The sequence below is a fragment of the Roseibium marinum genome (assembly GCF_002906165.1).
In the GTDB taxonomy this organism is placed as follows: Bacteria; Pseudomonadota; Alphaproteobacteria; order Rhizobiales; family Stappiaceae; genus Roseibium; species Roseibium marinum.
The window spans coordinates 280,755-303,888 of record NZ_PPCN01000008.1 but is presented as its reverse complement, the minus strand read 5'-3'; the positions used below and the strand labels follow the sequence as shown (position 1 = coordinate 303,888).

Genomic DNA, 23,134 nt, shown 5'->3' with positions numbered 1-23,134 from the left:
CATGGTCTACTTCAACCAGATCGAAACCGACCAGCAGGGGCAGAGAGTAGCTTAATTTGCACCTGAAGTTGTCCAAGTGATGGGGAGTAGCTCCCATCAGCGATTGCCAAGCGACGTAACATCTACCTGACCTCGAAAGTGTGAAAACTAAAACCAGCTGTGGTATATTCTTCAGGGCACAACTTTTCCACCCCTCGGATGTTTTTGTTATGCGTGGATTTTTCATTTTCCTTTTGGTCTTCGGTTCGCTGCTATCTGTGAGCGGAGCTCAGGACAGTGCATCGGAGATAGGTTCGGCCAATGCGGAAATTGTCCGCTTGTACCAAGCTGGCAACTATTCCGAAGCGCTGAAATTTGCACAAAGCACTCTTACGAAGGCAGAAGCAGCACTCGGAGCGGAGCACCCCGATACGCTCACCAGCGTCAACAACCTCGCAGGTCTTTATGAGAGCACCGGGCGCTATGGTGAGGCTGAACCGCTCTACAAGCGGGCGCTGGAGGCCAGTGAGCGCGTGCTCGGAGCGGAGCACCCCGATACGCTCACCAGCGTCAACAACCTCGCTTTTCTCTATGAGCGCACCGGTCGCTATGGTGAGGCTGAACCGCTCTACAAGCTGGCCCTGGAGGCCCGTGAGCGCGTGCTCGGAGCGGAGCACCCGGATACGCTGAGCAGCGTCAACAACCTCGCAGGTCTTTATGAGAGCACCGGGCGCTATGGTGAGGCTGAACCGCTCTACAAGCGGGCGCTGGAGGCCAGGGAGCGCGTGCTCGGAGCGGAGCACCCGAATACGCTCACCAGCGTCAACAACCTCGCAGGTCTTTATGAGAGCACCGGGCGCTATGGTGAGGCTGAACCGCTCTACAAGCGGGCCCTGGAAGCCAGTGAGCGCGTGCTCGGAGCGGAGCACCCCGATACGCTGATCAGCGTCAACAACCTCGCAGCTCTTTATGAGAGCACCGGTCGCTATGGTGAGGCTGAACCGCTCTACAAGCGGGCCCTGGAGGCCAGTGAGCGCGTGCTCGGAGCGGAGCACCCGGATACGCTGAGCAGCGTCAACAACCTCGCAGCTCTTTATGAGAGCACCGGTCGCTATGGTGAGGCTGAACCGCTCTACAAGCGGGCCCTGGAGGCCAGTAAGCGCGTACTCGGAGCGGAGCATCCCGATACAATATCAACACAAGGTAATTTGTCTGCTTTGCTTGTGCGTTCCGGTCGCCCCGGGGAGGCTTTGCGGGCGTTTCGCAAGATCGATCAGCGTCTCGATCAGTGGCTTCGAACGGAGGTTCGCACAGCCCGGGCCGCCACTATGCGCCGGCAAATGCTACGCCTCAATTCGCGCTATCAAGATGCAAGCTTCAGTTTCGTCCTGGAGAACCTCACCACCGAGACCGCAAGTTTTGCGGCCGATCTGACGCTCAGGTGGAAAAAGCGGTTGATCCAGGACGATGCGGTTCTGAACAATCTGGCCAGGGAGACAGATGACAGTGCGCTTCTGGAACTGATCGAAGCCGTGCGGAAAAGCCGGCAGTCGCTTTCGGGTGTTGCCTTCGATCCTGCTGTTTCCCCCGAGGAAAAGACCAGATTGCGCGAAGCATTGGAGGCCAGGGAAGCAGAACTCAGATCCGCTTCGGAAAAATTCCGCCGCTTCCAGACCGTCAGCAGCGCGGATGCCGGCGATGTCATGCTGGCCTTGCCGCGCAATTCCGCGTTGATCGAATACAGGCTCTACGATCCATTCGATTTCGAGGACGCTTCATACGGTGCAACCAGCCTGCTTGCCGTCGTCCTTCGCCCGGACGCTGATCCGGTCGTGGTGAGCCTTGGAGAGGCCAGCGTCCTTTTTACCCTGCAGGCACTGACCGTTGACAAGGACTTGAGAACCGAAAACGATACTTCATTCCAAACTCTGATGCGCTTCGGCCACAACCGCCTGATTGCTCCGCTGCTGGATCAATTGGACGGCGTTGAAACGCTCTACGTCTCGCCCGACGGTCCGTTGCAGGCCTTACCCTTTGAGGCTTTTCTCGACGAACCGGGGCTTCGATTGATCGAACGGTTTTCGGTGCGCAGCCTTCAGACTGGCCGCGACCTCGTGGCAAGGGACCGGCCGGCGACGGGCAAAGGCCTGGTCGCTTTCGGCGGCGTGGATTTTGAAACCATGCAACTGGCCGCCCTGCCCACCAACGCCGAGCCGGTAGCCGATGCAAGTTTAAACCGGGCGGCGATCGATATCACGCGGCGGCAGTTCACCAGATTCCCACCGCTACCACATACCGAGAACGAGGTGACGGATATCGGCGTTGCTTACGCCGCCTTCCGCCCTGATGAACCGGCTCCCGTAGTCCTCACCGGAAAGGAGGCAACAGAATCGGCGGTCAAGGCGCTTTCCTCGCCACCGCGCGTGCTTCACTTCGCCACCCACGGCTACTACCTGCAAAGCGGCAGCATCGAGGGCCGGCCCTTGCTGCAGTCAGGCATCACCCTGGCAGGCGCCAACAGGGCCCTGACGGGGGGTGTCAATGCGACCGGGGAGAACGGTATCTTGCATGCCATTGAAGCCCAAACGCTCAATCTGTATGGCACCGAACTTGTTGCGCTGTCGGCCTGTGATACAGGACAGGGGGCGCACGACTATTCGGAAGGTCTTGAGGGATTGCCCCGGGCGTTCTATGTCGCCGGAGCCAAGAACGTTCTGGCAGCACTGTGGCCCGTCGGCGATCAGGCGGCCAAAGAGTTCATGAAACGCTTTTATCGCAACTGGCTCTCCCAGACCGTCAGCGACCCGCCAGCGGCCTTGCGCAAGACCAAGCTCTGGTACCTGCAGCAGACGAACCCGGCAATCTCTGACCCGCAAAACTGGGCACCATTTATCCTGTTCGAAGGCTGATTACAGCTCGCAAAGATCGCGGATTGGCAATGTCTCGATCAAAGCGATCTCGGAATGCGGGATGATAAGGATCTCGTGTGACACAGATGTTGTGACCGCTGGTTGTCAATTTATCCCCCTCCCACGAGTTCACCCGTTGCATTGTTCAGAAAATCTAGCGATCACAACTGATCCATGACTGAAATGCAGTCCATGGCCTTACTGGTCTCAGCTCCAAGGGGAGTTCAGAGAAGCCCTCAGGGCTCAGAAAAGCGCATCGAAGGTTTCACTGCGCCGGCGGGCCGAGGCGACCCAAATCGTAAAAGTTACGATAACTCAGAATTATGGGCTCCAGTTTCACGAACTTGCCGAATGCGTTGTCGCTGAGCCGGATCCCTGCTGCGGTCATTTTCCTTGTTGTTTATTCTGACGAAGATCTAGTGCGGATGGCCCTTGGCTTAGCGGTGCTCGCCTACGCATTTTTGTCTGACATTCTTGATGGATACATAGCCAGGAACTACGTGGGTTCCACTATCACCGGATATTTTTTGGATGGACTAGGTGATCGCGCTGTTTATGTAGCGGTGCTTCTGACAATCGTTCGAATTGAACCCAGCCAGTCCGCGCTAGCCTGGATTCTGATATTCAGAGAGATCGCAATCTATGCATTGAGGGCTCTGGACCCAGACAAGCAGCCTACGCTCAAGAAGCTAAGATCTATATCTATAGCTCAAGCAGTATTCATTAGGTTGTATTTCGGCGGTTTTTTTGTGGCAACCGCAGTTGCTTTAGTCGAGGGGGACGACATTCCGATCTTGAATTTTTATATCCTTCTAGGAATTGTGAGCGCGATTGTCGGCTGTGCCGGAGTCCTTGCACACACTGTCATCCTAGTTCGTACATCAGACGGCCGACGGTAGCCGCGAGTGGAACAAATCTCATGATGTTGAGAAGCGTTTTGACGCTTCCAGAATATGGTGAGCCGCTGGCAAGCCCATAGGAAATCCTTGTGACCGCAAAGCTCAACCGATCAGTCTGTTTTCGATCGTTCTGGTGCTGGCTTTCTTCGGCCAAGGAGTTGTAGGTGCGCCTTCTTACACGTCTCGTATGAGCGGTAATTGGTTGAATAGTGATAAAACTAACGATTAGGCAAACAATAGCCAGCACGACTATGGGAACGACGAGAGAAGGGTAGATGGCTTCGTGGGTTAGCCTTAATGCAAACATTACAGCAAAGGCTATAACATAAGGCCAAAGCAGCGCTACATTTAGCGTGCCGAGTCGGCCGAAACCGTAGCAACCGTCCGGGTGCAAAACAGTTGGACCGAGTAATTCGTCTTTCTCGAACCGGCGCAAGACGAGCCACGTCGACACACTCATCGAAACAAGCATCAAGCCGATAGCGGGGTAAACAACTGTCCACGAAACAAGCAAGTTGAACTTGTTTGCCAGGAAACCCCATCGATATGCCACAGCGTCAAACACATCATTACCGTATGTTGCCACAGGGTTGGTCGTTTGGACGACGTTCAGCACCCAGGCTAGGAGTCCTACAATCACGAGTAGCGCATAGACGAAGACAGAATTGCCCCTAAGTTCGACAAATTCGAAATAAGGCTTCGTCACGGCATGTAATCGGCGCACCTTACTTTTGTCAGCGAGGGGGAGTGTCTCAAGCGCCAGCTTGAAATATAGGTAAGAAAACCCAGCGGAAATCAGCAATATTGGGTCTGAGATGAGTATCGCCCACACTCCATAGTGCTCAAAAAAACCCTTGCCGACGCCGGGAAGAATCCATGTTCCATCAATCAAAGAGCCGAAGAGAACAGCTAAAGTCTGTAACAGCCCGAGCAATGCAATTGAGATGATTGCTGGCCAATATGGTTCCAACTCCTGGCCGAACAAACTTCGGATAAGTGTTGGTGGAAGACCCTTTGCCAAATTACCCATAATTCTGAGTTATCGTAACTGTTTAAGTTTCAACGATCCATTTGATGGTAGTTGTATCATGGCAATTCATCAATCAAAAATAGATTTAAGCTGAATCTGTTTTTCCCACGCTTTGTCAGTTGGGGCTAATTGGCTAAGTGCTTCAAACTAGTCGTTTTTCGGTTCGCTTTGAACCATCTGTTGTCTTTAGCGATTTTCGGAGGCGAGCTTCGAGCCAGGGAACCAGGCTAAGCAATTCTTCAGTGTCCGACGGGTTTTCTGCGCGCGCAATCAGGGCATTGTAGGCGCTGGCCTGTTCGTTCAGAAGAACGTCAGCCGGCAGCTTCACGCTTTCGTCTTTGTAGACTTTGAGGACCAGACTGCCGACCTGGCTGAAAACGGTTTGATCGATTGTTCGAAGATTTGAGCTGGCCGGGAGTTTCATCGCATCGGAGAACATTTCTCCTTCGCCTGTTATAAGCCAAGAAATACTCGCGCCGAAGACTGAATTGTATGCCTTCAGCACAGATGCTGATGGCTCTCTCTCTCCTCGCTCGTATCGAGCAAGGCTATTGGCGCTCAAACCCAATTTTTTTGCGAAGACGTCACGCTCAAGATCGCCGACTGAACGTCGCACATCACGCAATCGCATAGCTAGCGGCGTCTGTGGCTCGCTCTCAGGTCTGGCCAATACATCACCAATAAATACCCAAACGGATGTTTACAAAAAATCCAAACGGGTATAAACCTATTTTGTCGGCTCGAACCTTCGCGCCGAGTTGTCACAACAAACTTCCAAGAAAACGGCTTGCTGCAACAAACCGCTTTCCACTTCAGAGAGGCCCCTTATGCCAAAGCCGATCGAGCTTCCCCCCAACGGATGGGACAAGGATTACATCATAGGCGAACTCCATCGCCAGGGAATGACCCTGAGAAGGCTCGCTGAAATCCAGGGCATGCACCCTAACAGCTTTTCCCATGTCTGGACCCGTCCGGTGCGCAAGGCTGAAGCTGCGATTGCAGAGTTTCTGGAAACGCCGCCGCAGGATCTGTGGCCCGACCGGTATCCCATCAGGACCGCTCGAATCCTTTCTAGCAAATACGAGAAGCTGAACGCCAGCCAGAAACGCAGGGCCGCTCCGGACAGGAAGGCCGCGTAATCCTGCTGCCGGGTCCGGGCAAGTCCGGTCTTCAGTCTTGGATTTTCTTCCTCCCCACCTTGCCGGGCGGTCCAAGTGACCGCAGAGCCGCAGCCGCCCGGTCTCTTTTTTCTAGAAATTTAGAGGTCTGACTTGAGCGCGTATTCCTCCATCAAGGTCTCCCTGATCGATATTCCTGACGGACGGCTTCGGGACGTGGATCCGGACTGGGCCGAGTGCCTGTCGGCCATGTTCCGGGAGGTCGGCCAGAAAACTCCAATCGACGTCGTTGCGAATGGCAAACGATTTTCGCTGGTTGCCGGCGCCCACCGCCTGGAAGCAGCAAAGCGCGCCAAGTGGCGTGAGATTGAAGCCCGTATTCTCGAGCCCTCGGCCGAACACGCTGCCGACGGGCTGCGCCTTCACGAGATCCTGGAGAACCTCGGCCGCAAGGATCTTAACGCCCTGGAGCGCTGCGAGGCTCTCAGCGAATTGAAGCGGGTCTATGAGGCGTTGCATCCGCAAACAAAGCGCGGCGGCGATCGCAAGAGCCAAGCCGCTAGAAACAACAAAGAAAATCAAACGGAAATTATTTCCTTTTGTTTTTCCGCTGCCGAGACCACGGGACTAACAGACCGCGCAATCCGCATGGCCATCGCTATCTTCAATGGCCTTTCCCCGGAAACCCGCGAACGCCTGAAGGGTACGCCCTTCGCCGAAAAACAATCCGACCTGAAAGCGCTCGCGGACCTCGACGCCGAAGTCCAGGCGAAGGTCCTGGACCTCATCCTGGGCGAGCTCCCCAAAGCCAGGACCATCGCAGACGCCTTGCTGATACTCGACGGCCGCGACCCGGAAACCGCCACCGACCGGGTGTTGCGGTCCGCCTGCGACAATCTCAGCAAGCTGCCCAGGACCGGCCGCATGGTGGTCTTCAAGCTCCACCGCAGGGAGATCGTCGAGCTGGTCAGGCGTGAGGGCTGGCTCGATGAGTAGAAAGACCCCGCGCGACGACTTCACCATCGACATGTTCAACGGCTGGAAGCCACCGAAAGTGTCGGTTGGATTTGAACCCGGAACAATCTCCGGCAACCGGCTGTCCTCGCGGATCAGCCGCGCCATCGCCAAAGCTCTCAAGGAGTGCGGCAAGGACCGGATCACCGTCGCCGGGCTGATGAGCGCGCGGCTCGGGCATAAAGTCACCAAGGACATGCTGGAGGCCTATGCCTCGGAAGCCAAGACCGGAAACAACATTACGGTCGAGCGTTTTCTGGCGCTGATCCACGCCACCGGCAAGACAGAACTCCTGGGCTTTATCGCTGAGGACTTCGACATGGCGGTGGTGCCGCGCAAATACGAAAACGTCATCGAGCTGGCGTTGATCGAAGACCATGAGCGCATGGTCGCGACACGCAAGAAGACGCTGCAGATGCAGATCCGGAGCGCCAAATGAAGCTCTGGCTGACCGCTCAGGAAATCGCCGATCTCAGACTGGAGGGCTTTCCGGCAACCAAACGCGGTGTGCAGCTGATCGCGGCGCGGGGCAACTGGGCGGATAGTCCGCTTGCCCGCAAACGTGCGGGCAGGGAAGGGGGCGGTGGGCTTGAGTACCACATGAACCTTCTGCCTCAATTCCAGCGACTGGATTATGCCGCCACCTTCGTGCGCATCGAGCAAGAAGACTATCGCACGGAAACCAGCCGGGACTTGACCACGCGCGAGCGCAATACACGCGATGCCAAGCTGGTTGTCCTGAAGGTCGCCGATCGCTTCAAGAAAAGCTGCGAGCTGCCCACCAGCCCATCCGACGATCTGTTCGCGGAGCTTTATGAGGACGGCAAGGTCCCGGTTCCTGAATGGGTCAGCGAGCTCGTCAAGCGCCTTTCCGGCCGCACGCTTGCCCGTTGGCGCAAGGACATGCGGGCGGACATCAATCGCCTTGCGCATGATCCGTCCAAGGCCCGCAAAGGAACAGGGGTTCTCGATACGGCCGAAGGTGGACAGCTGCGCGCCTATTGCCTGGCGCTATATGTCTCCAATCAGTTCCTTTCCGCCAAACACATTCGCGTCATGACCATTCTAATGACGACAATCTGTCCCAGCTCCTTCTCAACGAACTGGGGTTCGGCAATAAGTCCATTGCGGTGGATGCCAATGGTAAAAAGCGGAGCCTCAGCTTCCGTGACATCTTACGTTTTTGTCTCGTTGATGAGACGATCATCCAGAGTGAGACATCGCCGGTCGAGGCAGGGCAATACACAACGGTGACGGCCGAGCGGAGTGTCTTCAAACTTCTGCTCACCGGCGTCGATGACAGTGCCGTGGTGCCGATCGTCAACAAGACGGTCTTCCGAACGCAGACTAATGCCAAGCTTGAAATTCTAGACGAGATGATCGCCAACATCGACGAGAATCTTACGGCCGATTATCCCGACGCGGACGGACTAGCAGACCAGTATGAAAAGCTAACCGCCACTTTCGGCGCGGCACAGGAGGAGTCCCAACTTTCTCAGGACCACATACGTGAGCAACTCGATCGCAAGCGTGACGCTGCTGGCAAACTAGCCGGAATTCAACAGCGGCTTACCGAAGTCGCGATGAATTTGGCGCGCTTTGCGCAACTGGACGAGGTTTATTCGTCCGACGTACAAAGGCTCGAGGCCATTGAAGAGGCAGGATTCTTGCTTTTGTTGGGAAGTGACAAAGACTGCCCACTCTGCGGAGCCGCCTCCGATGCTCAACGGCATGACCACGGCCTGACCGATATTGAGAAAATTCGCGCCGCTTCTGCGGTTGAAATTGAGAAGATCGTCAGGCACCGAGCCTCTCTCGAGGAAACCGTCCATGCTTTGACGTTCGAGCGCGGCACGCTGATATCGGATTATGCCACGCAAAGCACCGAACTGGATGAGGCCGACGAGGAAATTCGTCGGCTATCGCCGGAAGCCAGGGGAAAACAGCAGTTCCTGGTTGAGCTCACGGCCGTTCGGGACCATGTCAAACGCGGCCTGGACCTGTTGTCACAGAAGCAGGCACTGGTCGATAGGCGAGCTGAGTTGGCTAGCATCAAACCGGCAACGAAATCAGAAAAGCCGCGTCTTGGGGTTTCCGGCACGGTGGCACACGACTTCGCCCAGACCGTTGGCGATGTCCTGCGGGAGTGGCAGTTCCCCGGAAAGCGCCACGTTGCCTTCGATGAGGTTACCTATGACCTGCGGATCGACGGTAAGCACAGGCGGGACAATGGTAAGGGTGTCCGGGCGATCACTCATGCGGCGTTCAAAGTCGCATTGCTCATTTTCTGTCGTGAACGTGGCTTACCGCACCCGGGGTTCCTAGTCCTCGATACGCCGCTACTGACGTATCGCGACCCAATTCGGTCCAAGGAAGGTCCGTTGGCCGCAGATGAGCAGGAACTTCGAAACACATCGCTTCGAGATTTTTTCTTTGAACACCTAGCGAGTCTTTCGTTCGCAGAGTTCATCATAGTCGAAAACATCGATCCTCCGTCGGGCATCGAGAAGCTCGGTCATACCCAAATTTTCACCTCCGATCCAAATTCTGGCCGGTTCGGCCTATTCCCTTCCCGCGCCGATGGTTGACTGGCAGACCACGAGTCATTGTCGGCTTCCAGGGAACTGCCTCGGTGGTTTGAATGTCGCGAATGAGGGCGCGAAAGCGGTCACTTCGCTAAAACCTGCCAGAGGACACTCCTGCCCGTCCTCTCTCAAAACGCTATATTTAAACGTCAAATGAAAGAGGGTTAAACAAGGCAAATTCAGATGTCGAAAAGGCTCCATTCGCAAAAATATTTGGATGCCAAGTGAAGTTGCGCGATTTGCCAAACGAACTTGCGCGCTACACGTTAAATCACACGGCTATAAGTCCCAAATACCCTGACGACGGACAGTAAATATATTTATTTATTGAAGAATTTGGTAGCGGAGGAGGGACTTGAACCCCCGACACGCGGATTATGATTCCGCTGCTCTAACCAGCTGAGCTACTCCGCCATCCATGCGGCATGGGCCGAAAAGGCCCGCGCGACGTGGGGTGCTTATAGTGAGGCTGCGGGCGGGCGTCAAGCGTGGAATTGGCGCCTGCCCGGTTTGTTTCGCCGTTGCCTTCAGGCCATGGAAACCGGGCTTTCGGCTTGGGGAAAATCGACCGCCCAGGTGCCGGAGCGCTCGGTCTTGTGGATCCAGCCGCCACCCAGAACGCGGGCGGTTTCGTCGTCATTGTCGAAGAAGACGCAGGCCTGGCCCGGGGCGACGCCGGTTTCGCCGTTGGCGAGGTCGACAAAGGCCTTGCCGTTGAGTATCCGCAAGGTTGCCGGCGCGGGGGCGCGGGTCGAGCGGACCTTGGCGAAGACCTCGATTTCGTCGCCCTCGTCGAGCGGCTGGTCGCCGATCCAGTTAAGCTCCCGCAAGAGAATGGTGCGCGTCGCCAGCGCTTCCCTCGGGCCGACGACAACGCGCCGGGTGTCCGGATCGAGGCGCACGACGTAAAGCGGCTCGCCGGTCGCAACGCCGATGCCGCGGCGCTGGCCGATGGTGAAGTGGATGATGCCGTCATGGGTGCCCAGAACGCGGCCGTCCATATGGACGATCTCGCCGGGCTCGGCCGCATTGGGGCGCAGCTTGCGGATGACGGCGGCATAATCGCCGTCCGGCACGAAGCAGATGTCCTGGCTGTCCGGCTTGTTCGCGACGGACAGGCCGAATTCGGCCGCAAGTTCGCGCACCTTCGCCTTGGGCATGCCGCCCAGGGGGAAGCGGACGAAATCCAGCTGTTCCTGAGTGGTGGCGAAGAGGAAATAGCTCTGGTCCCGGTCGAGATCGGCCGGGCGGTAGAGGGCGCGCCTGTTGCCTGCCTGGGCTGAGCGCACGTAGTGGCCGGTGGCCAGCGCGTCGGCGCCGAGATCGCGCGCGGTCTTGAGAAGATCGGTGAACTTGACCGTCTGGTTGCAGGAGACGCAGGGGATCGGGGTTTCGCCGGCGATATAGCTGTCGGCGAACCGGTCCATCACCTGTTCCTTGAAGCGGCTTTCGTAGTCCAGCACATAATGGGGAATGCCGATCGTCTCCGCGGCGCGGCGCGCATCGTGAATGTCGACGCCCGCGCAGCAGGACTTGGCCTTGCTGACGGCCGCGCCATGATCGTAGAGCTGCAGCGTGACGCCGATGACGTCATATCCTTGCGCCTTCATCAGCGCCGCGACGACAGAGCTGTCGACACCGCCGGACATGGCGACAACCACCCGCGTGTCTTCCGGGCGGCCGGGAAGGTCCAGACTGTTTCGCATCAAATACACTTCCAGAAGTCTTCGTATCCTGACCGGCGGGGCCGCGCATAAACGCGTTTCTCGCCTTCGCGCCGTCAAGAAGCGGCGCCGCGGTCCGTTTTCAAGTTGGCGGCACTATACAGATAAGCCTCGCCGGTGCCAATTCCATGGCCTGCATGGCAGGCACGCATTGCCGCATGGGCAAAGCTTGCCGCCCGTTGCGGGGTGGCGTTGCATGGGAAATCAGGAATAATTCAATGAAAACAATTATATGTACGGTCGATTTAAACTGGCCCGGTGCTTGCTTCCTTATGCGGTGACGAAATGCGTCCGCGGGGCGGGCGAGGAGATCGGGGGCGCAATTGCTGCCATTTGGATTGACTACCGATGTTTCCGCCGGGGCTCTGGCGGCCGGGAACGGCGCCTTGCAGGGCGCCGGTCAGAAACAGGGAACCGCCGGTAAGGCTTCGGGCGATTCCGGTTTCGCGGCCGAACTCGGCGCGGCCGATGCCGGCCGGGCCCAAGAGGCTCCCGATGCCGGGCCGGGCAAGGCGATGCGGATTGCCGGAACCGTACCTGTGCCTGGAGCCATTACGGGACCTGTGCCGGGGATCAAGATAAGTCTCGATGCGCCGCTGGCCGAAGACATGTTCCAGCTCCCTGCCGGGGAGGCCGTGCCCGGTTCCCTGCCAACGGATGGCGAGGAGACCGCGGACGGATTGCCCGCGGAGGACGCCGCCGGGACAACAGATGAGGCTCAGCCCATAGAAGTGGCGGTTGCGATCGGAACGGATCTGCCGCCGGTGCCGGGTGCGGGATTGCCGGGGCAGGCCGCAAGCCCGCCGCTTCAGGCCGGGGAAACCGGGCTGGCGCCCGATAGCTTATCCGGCGGATCCGTGCCTGGATCGCCGGGCAAGGAGATTGCCGCATTGCCGGTCGGAGGTGCGCAAGCGCAGACTGGCGCGGCGGGTGGTGCCGGACAGGCTCCTGCTCCTGATCCTGCATCAGGATCCTTATCTTTCGGCGATGTCCTGGCATCCGCCGCTCCGCAGACACAGTCCGCCGGGCCGGCCGAACGCAGATGGCAAAGCGAACTGCCGAAGGAATTCAGGGCGCAGGCGGCGGTCCCGCCACAGTCGTCCGCAACTTCCCGGCAGGAGCCGGGAGCCGCGACTGTTCTTGCAGATGCGCTGATGCCCCGGCCGGGGAATGAAACCGGATCGGGGGAACAGTTAAAACCGCCTGGACCGCAGGCCGGACTTTCCACCGCGGAGCAGTCAGGCATGCCGTCCGGCGAGAACAGTCAGATGGGTGAGGCAGGCAAGAAGGGTGAGGCCTCCGCACAAGGGCCGCAATCGGGCGGGGCTGCCGAGGCCGGTCCCGCGGCGAAACCTGCTGTCACGGCTCAAGTCCGGGCCGGGGAGGCGCCTGTGTTGCTGCAATCTCCAGCGGCCGCAGCCGGCGTTCCCCAATCGGGTGAGGCAGGCTTGAGCGAAACACTTTCAGGCGACGAAGTGGTGGACGTCAAAGGGTCGGCGGATCCGAAATCGCGGACGATCGCGGACACGATAGCGGATCGCGCCGCAAGCGGCCCGGCCGGGGCGGACGCTTCGGTACGGCCCGAGGCGCGTCTGGCGGGCGGGAACCCGGCCGGATCGAGCGCTGCCGGTCTTGCGCCGGCCGCTTCCATGATGGCAGGCGGCGATGCCGAGCTGATCGTGAACGGGTCCGACTTGAGCCTGACCGGCGAGGCCGGTGCGGCGACGGTGCGTGGCGGCGAGCTTTCCGGGGCGATGCGGACCGACAGCCTGCAGGCACCGACCCAGAGCCAGTCCGGCCATGTCGCCACCCAGGTGGCCGCGGAAATCGCCCGCAATCTGAAAAACGGCCAGACCCGTTTCCAGATGCGTTTCGATCCTCCGGAACTCGGCCGGGTCGAGGTGAACATGAAAGTCTCCTCCGACGGCAGCGTGCATGCACATCTGATTGTCGATCGACCCGAGACACTGGATATGTTCCTGCGCGACCAGCGCGGCCTTGAAAAGGCTCTGGAAGCGGCGGGCCTCAATCCGGATTCGGACAATATGCAGTTTTCGCTGAAGCAGGATGGCGGACGCGAGTTCACCTCCAGCGACGGCAGCCCGGACCAGGGGGCTGAAAGCGAGCATGACCAGGCAGTGGGCGAGGCTGCGGAGATCGATCCCATGGTGGAAGATATTGTCCGGATGACGCTCGCGGAGCAGCGCGGCGGACTGGACCTCAAGATTTAGAACAGGACGGAGATCCGTCCCCGGAGTGAAAAAATGACAACAGTTAACTCGGCATCGTCCGCCGTCGCGCAGACCCAAAGTGCTTCCAGCCAACAGGGGCTGATGGCCAGTTACGACCTGTTCCTGAGCATCCTGACCACGCAGATCCAGAACCAGGATCCGCTCGATCCGATGGATTCGGCCGAATACACCAGTCAGCTGGTGCAGTATTCCAACGTCGAACAGGGGATTCAGCAGAACAAGAATCTCGAGAGCATCATCGCCACGCTTCAAAGCAATCAAAGCATGAGCTATGTCAGCTATATCGGGAATGAAGTCTCCGCGGATGCCTCCACCACGCTGCTGTCGGGCAGCGAGGCCAGCTGGAAATACGACATCAAGGAGGATGCGACGGGAACGTTCGCCATTCGCGATGCCGCGGGGACTGTCGTCTATAGCGGCGAGATCGAACTCGATGCCGGTTCCGGCACCTTTCAGTGGGATGGGCAAACGAATTCCGGCACGGACGCGCCCGATGGCGTCTATTCGATAGCCTTCGATATGAAGGACGCCTCAAGCCGCGCGGAAAAGGTGACGACTGCGATCAAGGGTATCGTTGAAAGCGTTGACTGGTCGAGCGGTGACGCGATCCTGAAAATCGACGGCCACAGTATACCCGTAAGCTCGGTGACATCGGTTTCGAAGCCGAGCTAGAGACGACCTCTTTAATATAGAAGCATTTGACGGTGACATGCCGCGCAAGGTTACTGACTGGCCGCTTGCCGCCTTGAAGGGGCGGAAAGTCTGGCCCTCGGCATCGTTGGCCTGCGCTTGAGGCGGGCGGTAAACCGGCGGCAACAAGGCTGAGCACCGGCCACCACCTACGATGCGGCACAACAATCTCCAAACGCGGCCTCCGGTGGCTTGTTCCGGCCCGCCGCGCAGGGTGGCGATGCCTGAACGGCCAACCAGGCCGGCCCGCGCGGCGCGCCTGGCCGGCATACGGGGACAATGCCGTCAAACGGGTTCCCATCAATTGCGGTTGGTATAACTCAACGGGATTCGGGTCAGGTCACGGACCTTGGCGCTCCGGGTCCGCGCTTTCCTCCATCCATATGCAAGCGGATTGGGTCGTCGGGAAGGGCCGCCGGCGCCTCAAAAGCCGTTTCCGCGGCCTCCTGGATATTTTTCGCAATAATTTCATGGCTGTGAATTCCGTCTGTCCTGCCTGTTCGCGGGCTGAATTGGACGTCGGGAAATGACTTTCCGGCTCAAAATACCTGTCTGAGGCAAAAGTCCTGCGTTTCGCGTTCTGCTCAAGTACTTCGAATTGCGTCGCAAATTGCATCTGCCATTTTTAAGGTTAACGAATTCATGTAATGCGGTTAAACATTTGAATGGTTTTCTTTGCCAAACCCTAATTATCATTCATTAAATTTCGATTTTATAGTTAATAAAAACAAAATTTTGCTTTAGGCGTTTGTTAAGCGTCCTGCTGTAGTCTGAAGTCTACATTGGTCATGTTTAGTGTGAGAGTACAATGACCGAACAGATTCGTTCGCGTGTTAAATATGTTATCGGGCCTGACGGCAGTCCGCTTACTATTGCAGACTTGCCGCCCACATCCACAAAGCGATGGGTCATCCGTCGCAAAGCGGAGGTGGTGGCTGCTGTCCGAGGGGGGCTCCTGTCCCTCGAGGAGGCCTGTCAAAGATATACTCTGACGGTTGAGGAATTCCTCTCCTGGCAGAGTTCGATCGAAAAACACGGCCTGGCCGGTTTGAGAGCGACCCGGGTTCAGCAATACCGTAGCTGAACCGCACGGCAAGATATCAACGGCGCACGGATGGTGCGCCTGAGGGTCGGCTATGCCGGCCTTTTTTGTTTCCGTTTGCCGTCCGCAACTTATCCAAACATTAATGAAGTAGGCAGTTTTTCCCCACTTCAATTGCGTTTTGCAATATGAAGAAGCGCAGGAAACCACCATTCCCTCCAGGGCCGAAGAGTTCCGTTAACTACTTGTTAACCCTCCGGGCGGCAAATTTTGCCCATCGAAGGTGTGGCATGTCTGACCGACTCCAATAATAACGGCAGGGCATGTTTCAGATGCGGGCGGGCATACGTGAACGGACTAGTTGAATTCATCAGAACTTTAGGCGCGGCACGGATTGCCGCGATGGGTGCTGTCGCCGCGATACTGATCGGGGTGTTCGCGTTTATCATCCTGCGTGTCACCGCCCCGCAGATGACAACCCTCTACAACGAACTGACACTGGAGGATTCCGCGGCGGTCCTTTCCCAGCTGGAGTCCCAGGGGGTTCAGTTCGAACTGAAGCGTGAAGGCTCGACCATCCTGGTGCCGCGCGAGCAGGTTGCCCGGCTGCGCATGCAACTTGCCGCGGAAGGGCTGCCGACCGGCGGGTCCATCGGCTACGAGATCTTCGACAAGACCGATACCCTGGGCGCGACCAGCTTCGTTCAGAACATCAATCATCTTCGCGCCATGGAAGGCGAGCTGTCGCGCACCATCGGGACGCTGGATCGCATCCGGTCGGCCCGGGTCCATCTGGTCATTCCGGAGCGGCAGCTGTTCCAGCGCGACCGCCGTCCTCCCTCCGCATCCATAGTCCTGAATGTCCGCGGCGCCCTCGGGCCGGGCGAAATCCGCGCCGTCCAGCATCTGGTGGCAACCGCTGTTGACGGACTTGATCCGGACCGGGTCTCGATCGTCGACGAAAGCGGCCGTCTGCTGGCCTCCGGCGTGGGCACTGACGAGGACGGCATGGTGTCCGCCTCGCTGCAGGAACGGACCGTGGCTGTCGAGAGCCGGCTGCGCAACCAGATCGAAGAGATTCTGAATTCCGTCGTCGGGCCCGGCAGGGCGCGGGTCCGGGTGAACGCGGATATCGACTACAACCGGCTGACGGAAACCACAGAAACATTCGATCCGGACGGGCAGGTCGTACGCTCGACGCAATCCAAGGAAGAAGCGTCTTCCGCTGTCAGCAGGAACGGGCAGGTGACCGTTGCCAATCAGCTGCCCAACGCGGAAGACGGCGGCGGCGCCGGCGACAGGGATACCAGCAACCTGGTTGAGGAAATCGTCAACTACGAGATTTCCCGCTCCACCCGCACGGAGGTGATCGAAGCCGGTCAGGTCCATCGTTTGAGTGTTGCGGTCCTGGTCGATGGCACCTATGAGCCGGATGATGACGGGAAAGTAGCGTATATTCCGCGGAACCAGGAAACGCTGGACAGGATCGCCGTTCTGGTGCGCTCCGCCGTCGGATTCGATGAGAACCGGGGGGATGTGGTTGAGGTCGTCAACCTGCAATTCGCCCTGCCTCCGCAAGACGATATGCTCGCCGAAGGCGACAGCCTGTTCGATTTCACGCGGGACGACATCGTCCGTTTCGCGGAGCTGGGGGTTCTTTCCCTGATCGCGATCCTGCTGTTGCTCTTCGTCGTCCGTCCGCTGCTGCGCCGGATCGTCACGCCGGAGGAAAAGCAGCCTCAGGAACTGATGATCGGTCCGGACGGCACCCTGGTGGCCGAGACGGAAGTGGCCAGGGAAGAGGATCCGGAAGACGAGTTCGTGATCGAATGGCTGGAGCAGGCAAAGCAGGAAGGCGCGATGCAGGCAAGCTCGATCTCAAAAGTGGGTGAAATGATCAAGGACCATCCGGGAGAAGCGGTAACCATCGTCCGCGGCTGGCTGGATGAACAGGCGGCGGCTTAACAGTGAACGATCTACTTCAAAAACAGCTGCAGGTCAGTGCCGACGAGGAGGACCGTGAACTCAAGGGCGCCGAGCGCGCCGCGGTTCTTCTGCTCGCGCTGGGAGAAACCCACGGGTCACCGATCTGGCAAAAGCTCGATGAAATCGAGGTGCGCCAGGTTTCCGCCGCGATGGCCAATCTGGGGCCGGTCACGCCGAACATGCTTGAAGACCTGTTCAAGGACTTCGTCCGCCGGGTCAGTTCAACGGGTGCGCTCACCGGCAATGTCGACGCGACCGAGCGTCTTCTGGCCAGTTTCCTGCCGGGAGACAAGGTTTCCGTCATCATGGAGGAAATCCGCGGTCCCGCCGGGCGAAACATGTGGGAGAAGCTCTCGAACGTGCAGGAAAACGTTCTGGCCAACTACCTCAAGAACGAATACCCGCAAACGGTCGCTGTGGTGCTGTCGAAGATCAATTCCGACCATGCCGCGCGGGTGCTGGGCATTCTGCCGGAAGAACTGGCGCTCGAGGTGGTCAGCCGCATGTTGCGCATGGACGCCGTCCAGAAGGACGTTCTGGAGAAGGTGGAGCAGACACTGCGTGTCGAATTCATGTCGAACCTGACCAACACCTCGCGCCGCGACAGCCACGAGATGATGGCGGAGATCTTCAACAACTTCGACAGGCAGACGGAAGCCCGGTTCCTGGCGGCCCTGGAAGAGGACAACCGCGAAGCGGCGGACCGCATCAAGACGCTGATGTTCACTTTCGACGATCTGCTGAAACTGGATGCGGCGAGCGCCCAGACCCTGCTGCGGCATGTCGAAAAGGATCAGCTGGCGATTGCGCTCAAGGGCTCTACCGATGCGGCCAGGGAATTCTTCTTCGGCAACATGTCCTCGCGGGCGGCGAAATTGCTGCAGGACGACATGGACGCGCTCGGACCTGTCCGCCTGCGCGACGTGGACGAGGTGCAGACGAGTATGGTGAACAAGGCCAAGGACCTGGCCGCGAAGGGCGAGATCATGATCTCCAAATCGAAGAGCGACGATGAAATTATCTACTGATGCGTCAACCGGCAGGTAGCTACAACAGAATGCGCAGCATGACCAACCCGTCGAAATTTCTGTTCAACGTCGACTTCGCCGAACCGGAGGAGCTGGAGGTCGTTGCGCCAATCGAACCGGAGATTCCGATGATCACGGTCGCCGAGCACGAGAAGCTTCTGGCAAAAGTGCGCGCCCAGGCCGTCGAGGAAGGGCGGGTCAAGGCGCTTGCGGACCTTCAGACGAAGCAGGAAACGCTGCTGACGGCGGAGGTCGGGCATCTGGCGGAGGCGGTCGGCCAGGTGCTGCAGTCCCTGGACGATCAGCAGGTGGCTCGCGAGCAGGAAGCCGCCAGCCTCGCATTTCTTGTGGCTAGACGCCTTTGCGCCCATCTGATTGCCCGCCAGCCGCTGGCGGAAACCGTGGCATTGGTGTCAGAATGTCTGGGGCCGCTGCGCAATGCACCGCATCTGGTGATCCGTATCGCCGAAAAGGATGTCGAGGCACTGAAAGCCCAGGTCGACCCGATCATTCACGAAAAAGGGTTCGAGGGCCGGCTTGTGATCCTCGGTGAACCGGAAATCAGCCGCGGCGACTGCCATATCGAATGGGCGGATGGCGGTATCCGGCGCGACCGCAAAGCGCTTGAAGGCGCGATCGACACGAGCATCCGGGCCTATCTGCGAGCACGCGCCGCAACCAAAACCGGACAAACGTCCGGCCCGTCGGCGGAGAAGGAAACTGGCGTATGAGTGACGAGCAAGACACAAACATACAGCTTGATGAACTTGAGGTCCCCAAGCGCGATGCCAGCGAGGCCGAAATCCAGGTGCCTCAGTCGGCCGCTGACCTGGAAGCGGTCTTCGACGTTCCCGTGCGGATTTCGGCGGTTCTCGGACATTCGAAAATGCATGTCTCGGACCTTTTGAAACTGGCCTCCGGCACCGTTCTCGAATTGGACCGGAAAGTCGGCGAAGCCATTGATATTTATGTGAATGACCGGCTGGTTGCCCGTGGAGAGGTCGTCCTGGTGGAGGACAAACTCGGCGTGACCATGACGGAAATCATCAAGACGGATCGATAGGAAAGATAGCGGATGCGCCTGTTAATTGTCGGAACCCTCGGAGGCCAACTGACGACTGCGTCCAAGATGGCAATGCAGGGCGGTGCGCAGGTAACGCATGCGGATGACATCGAAGGGGCACTGAAGGTTCTTCGGTCCGGCCGCGGAGCGGATCTTCTGATGGTCGAAGTCCATCTCGACATCGCGGGACTGATCGTCAAACTTCAGAACGAACGGGTTCATGTTCCGGTGGTTGCCTGCGGCATCGAGACCGATGCCCAGGCGGCTGTCTCGGCAATCCGGGCCGGAGCGAAAGAATACATTCCCCTGCCGCCCGATCCGGAGATGATTGCCGCCGTTCTGGCCGCCGTCGCCCGGGAGCGCGGCGACCTGATCTACCGCGACGATTCCATGGCAACCGTGGTCAAGCTCGCCGAACAGGTGGCGCCCTCGGAAGCCTCCGTTCTGATTACCGGCGAATCGGGAACAGGCAAGGAAGTCATCGCGCGCCACGTGCACAAGTGTTCCAACCGGGCGTCGAAGTCGTTCATTTCGATCAATTGCGCGGCCATACCCGAACATCTTCTGGAGTCCGAGCTGTTCGGCCATGAAAAGGGCTCCTTTACCGGCGCTGTGGCCCGCAGGATCGGCAAGTTCGAGGAAGCCGACGGCGGCACGCTTCTGCTCGATGAAATTTCCGAGATGGATGTGCGCCTCCAGGCCAAGCTGCTGCGCGCCATCCAGGAACGGGTGATCGACCGCGTGGGGGGAACCCGGCCGGTGCCGGTCAATATCCGCATCCTGGCAACGTCCAACCGGGATCTTGCGGAAAGCGTGCGCCAGGGCCTGTTCCGCGAAGACCTGCTGTTCCGTCTCAATGTCGTGAACCTGAAGCTGCCGCCCCTGCGGGAGCGTCCGGCGGACATCATGGAACTCGCGCAATTCTTCACCAAACATTATTCTGAGGCAAACGGCGTTCCGGAGCGGCCGCTGGCGGCAGACGCCCGTCATGCCCTGATGACCAATCTTTGGCCGGGCAACGTGCGTGAACTGGAAAATACCATGCACCGGGCCGTGCTTCTGGCGTCCGGCGAGGAGATTGGCGTCGAGGCCATCCGCATGCCGGACGGGTCTCCCCTGTCGGTAGCCAGTGGCCCGGCCGAGCGGGCCGCGCAGACGGCGGAAGCCGTCAGTCGTTCTTTCGTCGGGCGGACGGTGTCCGATGTGGAGCGGGATCTCATCCTCGATACGCTCGATCATTGTCTGGGCAACCGGACACATGCCGCGAAAATTCTGGGTATTTCCATTCGGACCCTGCGCAACAAGCTGAATCAATATACCGGTGAAGGGGTTCGCGTTCCCGGGCCCGGGGAAGCACGGGCCTGAAGGATCCGGCCATCGGTCAATGACCGGATTTCGAACGCTCAAGAGCATCCTGTCTTCGGATAAACGCGGAGAAGATGCCGTAACAGTCTAGGACCGATCAACTTTTCCGCTTTTTCATTGGTATGGAAGCGGGTTGATCCAGGAAGTGAACAGCACAATGTCGGACACGGCAGCAGGCGAACAGGGCGGGTCGGGCGGACCTCCAGCAGAGCAGCAGGCGGCAGCGCAGCCGGTCGCGGCTGGAGGCGGCCTGCCGAGAATCCGTGAGCTGATCGATACCCTGCGCACAGGGGATATCGGCCTCGCCACCGGCATTCTGGTGATCCTGACCCTGCTGATCCTGCCGATGCCGCCGGTGATGCTGGACATGTTCCTGGCGGTATCGATCATCTTTTCGGTCATGGTTCTGATGACCGGCCTGTTCATCCAGAGACCTCTGGAATTCTCGTCGTTTCCGACCGTTCTTCTGATCGCGACCATGTTGCGGCTGGGTCTCAACATCGCGTCCACGCGCCTGATCCTGGCAAACGGACACGAGGGCACGGCGGCGGCCGGCAACGTCATCCAGTCCTTCGGCAATCTTGTCATGGGCGGGAATTTCGTCATCGGGATCATCGTGTTCGCGATTCTGGTGATCGTAAACTTCGTCGTCATCACCAAGGGTTCCGGCCGTATCGCGGAAGTGGCCGCGCGCTTCACGCTCGATGCGATGCCCGGCAAGCAGATGGCGATCGATGCGGACCTGTCCGCCGGCCTGATCGATGAAACGGAAGCCAAGACCCGCCGCAAGGTGCTGGAAGACGAAAGCTCGTTCTTCGGCGCCATGGACGGTGCCTCGAAATTCGTGCGCGGCGATGCGATCGCCGGGCTCCTGATCACCTTCATCAACATTCTCGGCGGGATCTTCATCGGCGTCGCCCAGATGGAACTGACGTTCTCGGAGGCGGCCAACAATTACACGCTGCTGACGATCGGCGACGGCCTGGTATCGCAGATCCCGGCTCTGATCGTCTCGACGGCGGCTGGCCTGCTCGTCTCCAAGGCCGGCGTGCATGGCGCGGCCGACAAGGCGCTGACCAGCCAGTTCACGGGCTATCCCAAGGCGCTCGGCATGTCGGCGGCGGTGATGGTCATCCTGGCGCTGCTGCCCGGCATGCCGATGATCCCGTTTCTGGGCCTTGCCGGTCTGGCGGGCTATCTGGCCTATCAGGTCGGGGCGAAGAAAAAGCGGGAAGCGTCAAAGGTCGCGGAGAAAAAGGCCGTCGACGACGCGCCGAAGCCGCCGCCGGAGCCGCCGATTACCGACGCCCTCAAGATGGACGAATTGCGGATCGAGCTGGGCTACGCCCTGCTGCCGCTGATCAATGGCAAGGCGCAGGGGGAAAGCGACGTCCTGACCGAGCAGATCAAGGCGCTGCGCCGCCAGATTGCCGGCGACATGGGCGTTATCATGCCGCCCGTGCGCATTCTCGACAATATCCAGCTCGGCGCCAACGACTATGTCATCAAGGTCAAGGAAGTGGAGGCTGGCCGCGGTATTCTCTACCCGAACCATTTCATGGTCATGGACCCGGCGGGCGGTCAGGTGAAACTGCCCGGCACGCACACGACGGAACCGACCTTCGGCCTGCCCGCGACCTGGGTGGAAGCCCAGTACCGCGAGGATGCGTCCCTGCGCGGCTATACGGTTGTCGATCCGGCGACGGTGCTGTCCACCCATCTGACGGAAACGATCAAGGCCAATATCAGCGAACTTCTGACCTATGGCGACGTTCAGAAACTCCTGAAGGAGCTGCAGGGCGAGCAGGCCAAGCTCGTCGAGGATCTCGTTCCCTCGCAGATCACCGTCTCCGGCGTTCAAAGGGTTCTTCAGGCGCTGCTCAACGAACGGATTTCCATCCGCGACCTCGGCACGATCCTGGAAGGCGTCTCGGAGGCTACCGGCATGAGCCGCAATACCGACACCATCGCGGAGCATGTGCGCTCGCGGCTCGGGCGGCAGATCTGCGCCGCCAATCTCGCCCCGGGCGGCTATCTGCCGCTGATCGCCCTGTCACCGCAATGGGAGCAGGCCTTTCTGGAATCCATCGTCGGTGAGGGGGACGATCGTCAGCTCGCCATGCAGCCGAGCAAGCTGCAGGAATTCGTCGGCAAGGTGAGGGACGCCTTCGAGGAAGCCGCGCAGCTGGGTGAAGTGCCCGTTCTGCTGACCTCGCCGCTGACACGGCCCTTCGTGCGCTCGATTGTCGAGCGCTTCCGGGCGCACACCACGATCATGAGCCAGGCGGAGGTCCATCCGCGGATCAAGCTGAAGACAATCGGATCAATCTGACGGTATTTTGCTGAAAGGCAGCGCTTCATACCAAAGAGTATTGATTATGACCCATCTGATGGCCCATTTCCGTTTGCCGGCGTGGCGCATCGCGTAGCGCGGTCTGGTTGACCGGGCG

Annotated in this window: 18 protein-coding genes and 1 tRNA gene; 15 read left to right on the top strand and 4 right to left on the bottom strand. The window is 59.0% G+C overall.

Going from position 1 to position 23,134, the window contains the following annotated elements:
• The first annotated feature begins 209 nt into the window (after window positions 1–209).
• The gene (locus tag CLV41_RS18515; RefSeq protein WP_103223900.1) at window positions 210–2,888 is read left to right on the top strand and encodes a CHAT domain-containing tetratricopeptide repeat protein; all 2,679 of its coding nucleotides are present in this window, start codon (window positions 210–212) and stop codon (window positions 2,886–2,888) included.
• A 323-nt stretch (window positions 2,889–3,211) separates the two neighbouring features.
• Complete coding sequence (locus CLV41_RS28395) at window positions 3,212–3,787, top strand: CDP-alcohol phosphatidyltransferase family protein (protein ID WP_103223899.1); 576 nt, start codon at window positions 3,212–3,214, stop codon at window positions 3,785–3,787.
• On the opposite strand, the gene CLV41_RS18505 is transcribed toward CLV41_RS28395, so the two are convergent.
• Both CLV41_RS18505 and CLV41_RS18500 read right to left on the bottom strand, forming a co-directional pair.
• Window positions 3,753–4,817: a hypothetical protein gene (locus CLV41_RS18505; RefSeq protein ID WP_103223898.1), complete on the bottom strand. Its 1,065-nt coding sequence runs from the start codon at window positions 4,815–4,817 to the stop codon at window positions 3,753–3,755. The two genes, CLV41_RS28395 and CLV41_RS18505, sit on opposite strands and share 35 nt — an antisense overlap.
• Window positions 4,818–4,959: 142 nt before the next feature.
• On the bottom strand, window positions 4,960–5,487 hold the full coding sequence (locus CLV41_RS18500) for a helix-turn-helix domain-containing protein (protein ID WP_208987589.1): 528 nt from the start codon (window positions 5,485–5,487) through the stop codon (window positions 4,960–4,962).
• A 157-nt stretch (window positions 5,488–5,644) separates the two neighbouring features.
• On the opposite strand from CLV41_RS18500, the gene CLV41_RS18495 reads away from it, so the two are divergent.
• The 4 genes from CLV41_RS18495 (at window position 5,645) to CLV41_RS18480 (ending at window position 8,203) form a co-directional block, all read left to right on the top strand.
• Window positions 5,645–5,956 carry a helix-turn-helix domain-containing protein gene (locus CLV41_RS18495; protein ID WP_068412571.1) on the top strand — a complete coding sequence of 104 codons (312 nt, stop codon included), beginning with the start codon at window positions 5,645–5,647 and terminating at the stop codon, window positions 5,954–5,956.
• A gap of 132 nt (window positions 5,957–6,088) precedes the next feature.
• Entirely contained in the window at window positions 6,089–6,931 is an 843-nt protein-coding gene (locus CLV41_RS18490) for a ParB/RepB/Spo0J family partition protein (RefSeq protein ID WP_103223896.1), read from the top strand.
• Complete coding sequence (locus tag CLV41_RS18485) at window positions 6,924–7,388, top strand: hypothetical protein (RefSeq protein ID WP_208986128.1); 465 nt, start codon at window positions 6,924–6,926, stop codon at window positions 7,386–7,388. The genes CLV41_RS18490 and CLV41_RS18485 overlap by 8 nt, the downstream gene beginning before the upstream one ends.
• Window positions 7,385–8,203 (top strand): DNA-binding protein, encoded by an 819-nt coding sequence (locus CLV41_RS18480; protein ID WP_208987588.1) that lies wholly within the window; start codon window positions 7,385–7,387, stop codon window positions 8,201–8,203. The genes CLV41_RS18485 and CLV41_RS18480 overlap by 4 nt, the downstream gene beginning before the upstream one ends.
• A 1,668-nt stretch (window positions 8,204–9,871) precedes the next feature.
• Here CLV41_RS18480 and CLV41_RS18470 read toward each other — a convergent pair.
• Window positions 9,872–9,948: transfer RNA gene (locus CLV41_RS18470), tRNA-Met, on the bottom strand.
• Window positions 9,949–10,061: 113 nt separating this feature from the next.
• Window positions 10,062–11,243, bottom strand: coding sequence for a tRNA 2-thiouridine(34) synthase MnmA (gene mnmA, locus CLV41_RS18465; RefSeq protein ID WP_208987587.1), 1,182 nt, complete (start codon window positions 11,241–11,243; stop codon window positions 10,062–10,064).
• A 353-nt stretch (window positions 11,244–11,596) separates the two neighbouring features.
• Here mnmA and CLV41_RS18460 point away from each other — a divergent pair, with 353 nt between their 5' ends.
• From CLV41_RS18460 to flhA, 9 genes are all read left to right on the top strand, one after another.
• Window positions 11,597–13,489 (top strand): flagellar hook-length control protein FliK, encoded by a 1,893-nt coding sequence (locus tag CLV41_RS18460; protein WP_103223893.1) that lies wholly within the window; start codon window positions 11,597–11,599, stop codon window positions 13,487–13,489.
• Window positions 13,490–13,522: 33 nt separating this feature from the next.
• Window positions 13,523–14,182: a flagellar hook assembly protein FlgD gene (locus CLV41_RS18455; RefSeq protein WP_103223892.1), complete on the top strand. Its 660-nt coding sequence runs from the start codon at window positions 13,523–13,525 to the stop codon at window positions 14,180–14,182.
• Window positions 14,183–15,008: 826 nt separating this feature from the next.
• Window positions 15,009–15,284 carry a CtrA inhibitor SciP gene (gene sciP, locus CLV41_RS18450; RefSeq protein WP_103223891.1) on the top strand — a complete coding sequence of 92 codons (276 nt, stop codon included), beginning with the start codon at window positions 15,009–15,011 and terminating at the stop codon, window positions 15,282–15,284.
• 306 nt (window positions 15,285–15,590) lie between these two features.
• Window positions 15,591–17,207, top strand: a complete 1,617-nt coding sequence (gene fliF, locus CLV41_RS18445; RefSeq protein ID WP_103223890.1) for a flagellar basal-body MS-ring/collar protein FliF — start codon at window positions 15,591–15,593, stop codon at window positions 17,205–17,207.
• A gap of 26 nt (window positions 17,208–17,233) precedes the next feature.
• Window positions 17,234–18,256, top strand: coding sequence for a flagellar motor switch protein FliG (gene fliG / locus CLV41_RS18440; RefSeq protein WP_408014071.1), 1,023 nt, complete (start codon window positions 17,234–17,236; stop codon window positions 18,254–18,256).
• A gap of 38 nt (window positions 18,257–18,294) precedes the next feature.
• Window positions 18,295–18,987: a FliH/SctL family protein gene (locus CLV41_RS18435; protein ID WP_208987586.1), complete on the top strand. Its 693-nt coding sequence runs from the start codon at window positions 18,295–18,297 to the stop codon at window positions 18,985–18,987.
• Complete coding sequence (gene fliN, locus CLV41_RS18430; RefSeq protein WP_103223887.1) at window positions 18,984–19,319, top strand: flagellar motor switch protein FliN; 336 nt, start codon at window positions 18,984–18,986, stop codon at window positions 19,317–19,319. The genes CLV41_RS18435 and fliN overlap by 4 nt, the downstream gene beginning before the upstream one ends.
• 12 nt (window positions 19,320–19,331) lie before the next feature.
• Window positions 19,332–20,684: a sigma-54-dependent transcriptional regulator FlbD gene (flbD, locus tag CLV41_RS18425; RefSeq protein WP_103223886.1), complete on the top strand. Its 1,353-nt coding sequence runs from the start codon at window positions 19,332–19,334 to the stop codon at window positions 20,682–20,684.
• A gap of 157 nt (window positions 20,685–20,841) precedes the next feature.
• Window positions 20,842–23,016, top strand: a complete 2,175-nt coding sequence (gene flhA / locus CLV41_RS18420) for a flagellar biosynthesis protein FlhA (RefSeq protein WP_103223924.1) — start codon at window positions 20,842–20,844, stop codon at window positions 23,014–23,016.
• Window positions 23,017–23,134 lie beyond the last annotated feature (118 nt).